Origin of the sequence: Clostridium sp. 1001283B150210_160208_E6 (genome assembly GCF_015669365.1) — a bacterium.
Classification (GTDB): domain Bacteria; phylum Bacillota; class Clostridia; order Clostridiales; family Clostridiaceae; genus Clostridium; species Clostridium paraputrificum.
Genome location: NZ_JADPAA010000031.1, coordinates 1 through 5,927, shown reverse-complemented (window position 1 = coordinate 5,927; position 5,927 = coordinate 1). Strand labels below are relative to the sequence as shown.

Below are 5,927 nucleotides of genomic sequence, written 5' to 3'. Positions count from 1 at the left end.
TAAGCTATACGGTTGGCACTATCAGCCCCCGTTACGGACTTTCACCGATTAGTGTACGCCCATGCTGGGCGCACTTAAAAAAGCCACATAGACTTAATCTACGTGGCTAAAATAACAAGTTTACTTACATAATATATTAAACTTAGCCATCATAGATACAAAACCAATGGTCTGTACCTATGATGATTATTTTTATCATAAATACAGACCTAACTAAAATAGCTAAACTCAAAATAGATATTTAATTTTAAACTGTCACTTACATTTATGCTACCTATCATGTTAATAAACTCCTATATAATCAATACTTATTTTAATAATATATTAATACTGAACCCTTGTCAATTAAATATTTGCAACATTAACCTATTTTTAATATCCTGTTTCATAATTTCAAGAAGTATACTCTACTCATCATAGGTATCCATATACCCCTCTTGGGATACATAAAAACAAACAGACATATGTCTTTCATAACATTCTTCACACATTACTTTTAAACATTCTGGACATTCTCTCATCTCTTCTTCGTTGAAGCTCTCTCCACACAACTCGCATTCTATCATACACTATCACCTCTAAACATATAATTTAAAATTATACCACAACTAACTTTTCTCCAAAAAATTAAAATTAAAATTATTTTGCACTTCCTAGCTTATATGCTATGGTAGATATTACTCGTAAATATGGACTGACCTATGAAATAAGAAAGATAATTTTCATTTAAATAATATTGAAAATTAGAATATTTAATCATCAGTTTATAAGCAATATCAAAACCATTTCCGGCAACAAATAATTCTCTCATCGTACATCCCTACTATTTTATCTGTTATTATCCCAATTTTACTTAATAAAAAAGGCTGAAATACACCTTGGTACTTCTAGCCTTTGATTCATAAGAATTAAATTTACAAATATAATATATTACTGTAGATTATCTATAGCATATTTTGCTTCTTCCGCTGTAAACTTCTCTCCATATTCTGATATTAATTGATCATAGATTGCACTTGGAGACATTGCCATACTTTCTTGATATGTTTTTGCTTTCTCTAATGCATTTTTCTTCCAATCTGCTTCTACATTATCTATAGCGTATTTTGCTTCTTCTTTTGTAAATTTCTCTCCATACTCTGATATTAACTGATCATATACCCCAGCTTTAGACATATTCATAGTACTACTATATGTTTTTGCTTTCTTTAATGCATTTTTCTTCCAGTCTGCTTGTACATTATCTATAGCATATTGAGCTGCTTCCGCTGTATACTTTTCTCCATATTCTGATGTTAACTGGTCATATAACCCGGCTTTAGACATACTCATAGTATCACTATATATTTTTGCTTTCTTTAATGCAGTCTTATATTCCGTCGGCACATTATCCTCTGCTTTGTCCTGTGTTGGAACATTTTGTTCTACATCTGAATTTTGTGTGATTTCCTGATCTTGCGCAGCTGTTTGATCGTCTGCCGAATCAGACTTATCATCACCCATTCCTCCAATTGTTCCAATAACTATAAAGAACGCTATTACTATGAACCACCCTCTTTTATATATTGGTTTCTTGTTTTTAGCTCCACAACTTGGACAACTTTTAGCAGATGAAGCAATTTCAGCATTACATGTTTTACACTTTTTCATTTTCGCCATAATATTATCCCCCTATATTTTCTATTTTGTTACAGCAAAATACATTTTATCATATTTTAACACATTATTCAATTTTTTATCTTTATTTTTAAATAGTACAAATTTCATCTTTATAAAAATGTAATATTTATCCTAATTTTTCTTTTTGTTCTATAACGTCTTATATATTTATATTTAACAACAACTAATGTTCTATATAAGTAGTTATTTATTGGAGAAAATATAAACTGCAAATTAAAATAGGAACAATTAAAGTAGATGATTAAATTTACAAAAACTTCTTAAAAGATATTCTTAAAAAAATCAAAGCCAGTAGCAACACTAAGATTCCTAATGTTTAAATGCATCAATATCCATCGTTTTTGATACAATAATATTTATTTTTAAATAAATATGGCTTAGTATATTATTTTTAAGTCATTTTTGCTGTTTATCTATTTTGTGTGGAACCACATATTATTAGTATAGATATGTAATGCACTATATTTAAAAATTAATTCTATACTAAATTATAATAGTAACTTAAACTGGATATAATAAAAAAAATTAAATAAATTACAACAAATTTAATAAACAATATAAGGAGTGTTATTAAAATGCCTAAGATAATATCAATAGGAACCCTTAAAGGTGGCGTTGGAAAAACAATGACTACTTTTAATTTAGCCGCTATATTAGCTGAATTTAACTACAAAGTGTTATGTATTGATTTATCTATTCAAGGAAATTTAACAAGTAACTTTGGTGTAGATAGAACTAATCCAAATTTACGAGGAATTGATTTAATATTTAGTAAAAGTTCGTCAATTAATTTTAAAGAGATAATTATTAGATCTCCTATTCCTGCTTTACCTTCTATTGATTTATTACCAGCCACCGCTCTCTTACAAAGAACAGAATTCTTAATGTGTTATGTTCCATTAAGAGAACTAAAGTTACAATACTTCATGCTACATAATAAATCAGAATTTGACGAATATGATTATATTTTAATTGATACTAATTCTTCAACCATGTACTATTTAAATCAAAATGCTTTTGTTATTTCCGATAAAATACTCATACTCGCTACTGCAGATACATCTGACTTAAACGCTATTTATTCATTTTATACCATTTGGGATGACTTACGTAAAAAACTTGGAATTGAAAATAATATTGCTGGTTTAGTTGTTACTATGCACGATAAAAGATTAGCTTTAGATAGGGATTTTATAGATTATATTAAAAACAATGAAGAAAATAGATTTATGGCTGATATGCTACTAGATACTATAATACCTCTTAATGTTACATTAAAAGAAGCTACTATTAATAATATGCCCATAAACATATATAACAAAAATTGTATCGGATACAAAGCTTATGAAAAGTTAGTTCATGAATTATTTTTTAAGGACATATTATAGTCTAAATTAAACTATAATTTAAAATATTCTACTATTGATTGAAAAAAGGATAAAAATCAATTTACCCTTTTTAAATCAATAATCTCACTGGCTTGTTTAAAATTTTTTATCACATATATACTTACTTATGGATATTCACAAGTAATCCATATGCAATACTGAAGGTCTCTAGATAATAGATACCCTCAGTGTTTATCAACTTTTTATTATTTTGTAGAACCACATATTTTCAATGTCCACTCTTCACAATTCCAAATTTCAGTAGCAACTTCTCTATAGAATTCTGGTTCGTGAGATACAAGTAAAATTGATCCCTTATATTCCTTTAAAGCTCTAGCTAATTCATCCTTAGCATCTTGGTCTAAGTGGTTAGTAGGCTCGTCAAGGATTAATATATTAGTTTCTTTATTTATAATTTTACATAATCTAACCTTAGCAGCTTCTCCCCCTGAAAGAACCATAATCTTAGATTCTAATTGCTTTGTAGTTAATCCACACTTAGCTAAGGCAGCTCTTATTTCATATTGAGTAAATGAAGGGAACTCTGACCATACTTCTTCAATACAAGTATTAGTGTTTCCACTTCTATCTTCTTGTTCAAAATATCCTATTTCTTGATAATCTCCTCTTTCTACTTCCCCACTTAATGGATTTATCAATCCTAAAAGACTCTTAAGTAAAGTAGATTTTCCAAGACCATTAGCCCCAACTAAAGCTATCTTTTGTCCTCTTTCCATATAAAGATTTAATGGCTTAGTTAATGGCTTATCATAACCTATTACTAAATCCTTAGTTTCAAATATAACCTTTCCTGAAGTTCTAGATGGCTTAAAGTTAAATTCAGGCTTTGGCTTATCCTTTGAAAGCTCAATTCTTTCCATTTTATCAAGCTTCTTTTGTCTTGATTTAGCCATGTTAGATGTAGCAACGTTAGCCTTATTTCTAGCAACGAAGTCTTCAAGTCTTGCAATTTCCTTTTGTTGCTTTTCATAGGCTTGTTCTAATCTCTTCTTATTTTCTTCATATATTCTCTTAAATTCATAATAGTCACCAACGTATCTAGTTAGCTTTCTTTCTTCAACATGATAAATTAAATTAACTACTTCATTTAAGAAAGGAATATCATGTGATATTAATATGAATGCATTTTCATAATTTTGTAAGTATCTCTTTAACCATATAATATGTTCTTCATCTAGGTAGTTAGTAGGCTCATCAAGTAAAAGAATATCTGGATTTTGTAATAATAACTTTCCTAAAAGAATCTTAGTTCTTTGTCCACCTGATAAATCATCTACATCTCTATCTAATCCTAAGTCTAAAAGTCCAAGCCCCTTTGCTACTTCTTCAACCTTTGCATCAATAACATAGAACCCATTATTATCTAATAAATCTTGGATTACAGCTGTTCTTTCAAGCATCTTCTCAAGCTCTTCTGGTGTACAATCCCCCATCTTTCCATATAGAGTATTCATTTCTTCTTCTAAATCGAAAAGATATTTAAAAGCATCTCTTAACGCATCTCTTATAGACTGTCCTTTTACTAAAGCTGCATGTTGGTCCATGTATCCAACTCTAACATTATTTGACCAGATCACTTGTCCCTCATCTGGCATTAATTTATTTGTTATTATATTCATAAATGTAGATTTACCTTCACCATTAGCTCCAACAAATCCAACGTGTTCACCTTTTAATAATCTAAATGAAACATCTTCAAAAATTGCCCTGTCACCAAAGCCATGATTCATATTCTTAACTGTTAAAATACTCATATGTTCCTCCAATAATCTTATCTTACTTGCTTTTTATATTATAAATGATTTTTCTATAAAATAAACTGGAAAATCCATATATTTTAGTGTATTTTTTTATTTTTTATAAGAAATACTAGTGATACTAACATTAAAATTATAACCATTGTAACAATTAGTCCACCTTCTGGTCCAAAAGTCCCTCCATTTAAAATAGAATTACCTACAAAAGTCATTTCATAAAGCTTAGGTGTAGTTATACCACTTACAGGCATTCCATATATGCACCCTTGAAAGAAGTTCCAAGTTATATGAAATCCTGTACTAAGCCAAATACTCTTTGTTTTAACATACATAACTCCAAATAAAATTCCTACTAAAAATATATTTAAAAAAGGAATAAGTGAAAATCCATTATTATCATAATGCATTAATGAAAATATAACTGCTGAAACCATTATGGCAAACCACTTATTATTATTGCTTACTTCCATTGCCCCAATTATATATCCTCTTGAAAGCAATTCTTCAGCAAAACCAACAAATATAAATAAGATTAAATAAAGAACTAAACTTAGTGAAAATCTCGGTTCTAATAAGCTGTTTACTAAAACTCCACTTTTACTAATTAATATCAGAATAAAAACTAATGTAATAGCTATTATCCCCATAACTAAGCCTAGTATTAGATTTTTTACTTCTTTTTTGTTTAAAGCCTTCAACCCAATAAGAGATAAATCCTTCTTAAATAAAACCTTCCATGACAATATCGGTGTAAGAATCAAAACAATTTCCTGGGAAAACATAAGTATAAAATATATATTTTCTCTTATAGATGTAGAAATCATTACCAGACTACCTATTATATTTGCCATTATAAATAATAAAAGATACTCAACCAAAAATAAGATAAGTATTTTCCATCCAGAGCGAACTTCTCCTTCTTCATTCTTAAAAACTTTCATCATATACCTCCAATAACTCTCTACTATTTACATATATATTACCACTTATAAAAATATACTAAAATCGAGTAGGAGCTAAATAATTATTTTATTTAGCGTCCTCTCACACCACCGTACGTACCGTTCGGTATACGGCGGTT

General features: G+C 28.7%; 5 protein-coding genes. 1 reads left to right on the top strand and 4 read right to left on the bottom strand.

Features of this window, described 5'->3' with window-relative positions; genetic code table 11:
* Nucleotides 1-407 precede the first annotated feature (407 nt).
* Both I4V16_RS17135 and I4V16_RS17130 read right to left on the bottom strand, forming a co-directional pair.
* Complete coding sequence (locus I4V16_RS17135; protein WP_153246652.1) at nt 408-566, bottom strand: hypothetical protein; 159 nt, start codon at nt 564-566, stop codon at nt 408-410.
* A gap of 364 nt (nt 567-930) precedes the next feature.
* A complete protein-coding gene (locus tag I4V16_RS17130) occupies nt 931-1,659 on the bottom strand; it encodes an Ltp family lipoprotein (RefSeq protein ID WP_111918448.1) in 729 nt (242 codons plus the stop codon).
* 596 nt (nt 1,660-2,255) lie between these two features.
* Here I4V16_RS17130 and I4V16_RS17125 point away from each other — a divergent pair.
* Nucleotides 2,256-3,068: a ParA family protein gene (locus tag I4V16_RS17125; RefSeq protein WP_111918446.1), complete on the top strand. Its 813-nt coding sequence runs from the start codon at nt 2,256-2,258 to the stop codon at nt 3,066-3,068.
* Nucleotides 3,069-3,274: 206 nt separating this feature from the next.
* Here I4V16_RS17125 and I4V16_RS17120 read toward each other — a convergent pair whose 3' ends face one another.
* Together I4V16_RS17120 and I4V16_RS17115 are read right to left on the bottom strand one after the other, a co-directional pair.
* Entirely contained in the window at nt 3,275-4,843 is a 1,569-nt protein-coding gene (locus tag I4V16_RS17120) for an ABC-F family ATP-binding cassette domain-containing protein (RefSeq protein ID WP_111918444.1), read from the bottom strand.
* A gap of 83 nt (nt 4,844-4,926) precedes the next feature.
* Complete coding sequence (locus I4V16_RS17115) at nt 4,927-5,787, bottom strand: type II CAAX endopeptidase family protein (RefSeq protein ID WP_161954495.1); 861 nt, start codon at nt 5,785-5,787, stop codon at nt 4,927-4,929.
* Between the last annotated feature and the right edge of the window lie 140 nt (nt 5,788-5,927).

Bases quoted from the DNA above. Each gene is read 5' to 3' on its own strand.
- I4V16_RS17120 (WP_111918444.1), bottom strand. From the start codon at position 4,843: ATGAGTATTTTAACAGTTAAGAATATGAATCATGGCTTTGGTGACAGG.
- I4V16_RS17125 (WP_111918446.1), top strand. From the start codon at position 2,256: ATGCCTAAGATAATATCAATAGGAACCCTTAAAGGTGGCGTTGGAAAA.
- I4V16_RS17130 (WP_111918448.1), bottom strand. From the start codon at position 1,659: ATGGCGAAAATGAAAAAGTGTAAAACATGTAATGCTGAAATTGCTTCA.
- I4V16_RS17135 (WP_153246652.1), bottom strand. From the start codon at position 566: ATGATAGAATGCGAGTTGTGTGGAGAGAGCTTCAACGAAGAAGAGATG.
- I4V16_RS17115 (WP_161954495.1), bottom strand. From the start codon at position 5,787: ATGAAAGTTTTTAAGAATGAAGAAGGAGAAGTTCGCTCTGGATGGAAA.